Origin of the sequence: Paenibacillus artemisiicola, assembly GCF_017652985.1 — a bacterium.
In the GTDB taxonomy this organism is placed as follows: Bacteria; Bacillota; Bacilli; order Paenibacillales; family Paenibacillaceae; genus Paenibacillus_Z; species Paenibacillus_Z artemisiicola.
Window position 1 is genome coordinate 1 of the sequence record NZ_JAGGDJ010000109.1, and the last position, 2,761, is coordinate 2,761.

At 70.0% G+C, this 2,761-nt stretch carries 3 protein-coding genes; all 3 read left to right on the top strand.

From position 1 onward, the window contains the following. On the top strand, positions 1–292 hold a 292-nt coding region (locus I8J29_RS33325; RefSeq protein ID WP_208851554.1), incomplete at its 5' end, for a hypothetical protein. Further along, on the top strand, positions 289–1,035 hold the full coding sequence (locus tag I8J29_RS33330) for a glycosyltransferase (protein ID WP_208851555.1): 747 nt from the start codon (positions 289–291) through the stop codon (positions 1,033–1,035). The genes I8J29_RS33325 and I8J29_RS33330, both read left to right, overlap by 4 nt. Further along, a complete protein-coding gene (locus I8J29_RS33335; protein WP_338113336.1) occupies positions 1,032–2,585 on the top strand; it encodes a glycosyltransferase in 1,554 nt (517 codons plus the stop codon). Before I8J29_RS33330 ends, I8J29_RS33335 begins: the two co-directional genes overlap by 4 nt. The last annotated feature ends 176 nt before the right edge of the window (positions 2,586–2,761 follow it).

Here is a 2,761-nt window from a genome sequence, read left to right on the forward strand (position 1 = left end):
GTCCGCGGAAGCCCTCCGCGCGCGCGCCGCGGCGCTGCTGCTCGAGACGCACGAGCGCGGCGGCCGGCCCGGCGCGGCGCTTGCCCTGCTCCCTCCGCCGCGCACGGCGAAGGAGCGGCTGCGGCGGGAGGTGCTCGCGGGGCGCGCGCATGCCGCCGAAGGCCGGCGGGGCGAAGCGGTACGCGCGTTCCTGCGCGCCGCCATGACCGGTCCCGAGCCGCTGCAGCACGTCGCGGAGCTCGCTTCCGTCCGCGCGAAGGCGCGCCGCATGGCGGAGGGGGTGTACGCATGAGCGGGACGATCGCGCCGCGCAAGGCAAGCGGCAACAAGCTGACCGCCATGATGCAGGTCCGCAACGAGGCCGGCCGCTATCTCGAAGCGGCGCTCGCGGACCTGTCGGAGGTCGTGGACGAGATCGTGATCGTGGACGACGCCAGCGAGGACGGGACGCCGGACATTTGCCGCTCGTTCCCGAAGGTGGTCCGGCTCGTCCGACTGTCGGAGCCGCTGTTCGGCCGCGAAGGGCTGCTGCGGCAGCTGCTCTGGCAGGAGGCCGTCAAGACGGAGCCGGACTGGCTGCTGTCGATCGATGCGGACGAATTTTTCGAACGGAAGGCGAAGACGGCCATACGGGCGCTCATCGACCAGGACCGGTACGACTGGATCGCGTTCCGGATGTATGACTTCTGGGGCTCGCTGGCGTACTACCGGGACGACGAGCTGTGGCAGCTGCACAAGCGGCATACGATGATGCTCGTCCGCTACATGCCGCTCTACGCCTACGCGTACCCCGACTGGGACCACCACGTGCCGCGGCTGCCGCTCGCCTGCTCCGCCCTGCCGGGCTTCCAATCCGAGCTGCGGGTGAAGCACTACGGCTGGGCCGGCGACGAAGCCGCGCGGCGGGCCAAGTACGAGCGCTACATGCGGCTCGACCCCGAAGGCAAATGGGGCAGCCTGGCGCAGTACGCGTCGATTTTGGATCCCAATCCGCGGCTTGTCCGCTGGCGGGAGGAAGAGGAGGCGCGCGCGTGAGAACGGTGACGATACTGACGCACAGCTACTTGAATGCCTACGCGGAGCACGACGCCCTCTCGCGCCCCTTCGGCGGCGGGCTGGAACGGTACATGCACGAGCTGTGCGCGGCGGTGCGGGCGAGCGGCTGGCAGGCCGTCGTGCACCAGCTCTCCTACTACCGGGCGTTCGACACGGTCTACGAGGGCACCCGCGTGCGGGGCTATCCGTACGACCTGAACGACATCGCCGGCGCGTTCGACCGGATGGCCGCGGACGCCGAGGGGCTGATCGTCTACGCCAGCTGCATTTGGCATCCGATCGCCTACCGGCCCGGCAGCATCGGCATCTGCCACGGCATTAACTGGGATTGGCCCGAATTCGGCGGCAACGTCAAAGCCGGCGTCGCCGACATGATCCAGCTCGCCCTGAACGGGCTCGACCGGCTGGTGTCGGTGGACTCCCACTTCCAGACGTACTGCCGCGCCGTCTGCACGTTCGACGACCCGGAGAAACTCGTGCTGCTGCCGAACGCGGTGGATACGGCATGGTTCGCCGGGGCGGACGAGGGGACGGCAGCCGCGGCGGGGACAGAGGCGGATGGCGATGCGACGGATGCGGGCGATACGGAGGCGGGCGTTACGGGTGCGGGCGATACGGGTGCGGGTGATACGGGTGCGGGCGATACGGGTGCGGGCGATACGAGTGCGGGCGGTACGGGTGCGGGCGATACGGGTGCGGGTGATACGGGTGCGGGCGATACGGGTGCGGGCGATACGGGTGCGGGCGATACGAGTGCGGGTGATACGGGTGCGGGCGATACGAGTGCGGACGATACGAGTGCGGGTGATACGAGTGCGGGCGATACGAGTGCGGGCGATACGAGTGCGGGCGATACGAGCGCGGACAATAGGAGTGAAAAGACTGGTGGCGGCATTACCGCCGAGCGCTTAAATGCGGTCTCCGGCGGCGATCCGGATGCGGAGGCTTCGGCCGGACCGCCGGACGAGAAGCTGCGTTTGCTGTTCCCGCGGCGGCTCAGCTACGAGCGCGGCATCGTGCCGATGATGCTCCTGGCGGACCTGCTGCTGGCGGAGTTCCCCGAGCTCACGGTGGAATTCGCCGGCGAGCTGGTGGAACAGACGCCGGTCGCGGTCGCTTTTCGCGAGTGGCTGGCGACGCATCCCGAGCAGGCGCGCGTCGAGCAGCGCACCTACGCGTTCGAGGAGGTGCGGGATGCGTACCTCGCGGCCGACGTCGTCGTCATTCCGACCGTTTATTCCGAGGGCACCTCGCTGTCTTGCCTGGAGGCGATGAGCTGCGGCCGGGCGGTCGTCGCCACGAACGTCGGCGGCTTGAACGATCTCGTCACGGACGGCTACAACGGCCGGCTCGTACCGCCGACGGTCGACGCGCTCGCCGCCGCCGTCCGCGAGCTGCTCGCGGACCCCGCGCTGCGGGGGGCGTACGGCGCGGACGCCCGCCGGACGGCGCAGGCGTTCGACTTGCGGCGCTGGCAGCGGCGCTGGCGCGAGCTGCTGGAGACGCAGTTCGCGCGGATCGGCCGGTGAGCGCGACGGCGCGTTGACACGGGCGCTCGGCAGAAGCGCGTTCGCGTTGGCGGCACGACAATAACGGCCCGGATGGGGATGCGGCGCGGCAAGCACGCGCGCCGCATTCATCCGGGCGGAAAGACGGCCGTGCCGAGCATCAGCGGCAGGGCCGTTTCGCTGTAGAGCGCGGGCAG

Excerpts from the sequence above, each read along its gene's own strand:
- I8J29_RS33330 (WP_208851555.1), top strand. The coding sequence starts at position 289 with ATGAGCGGGACGATCGCGCCGCGCAAGGCAAGCGGCAACAAGCTGACC.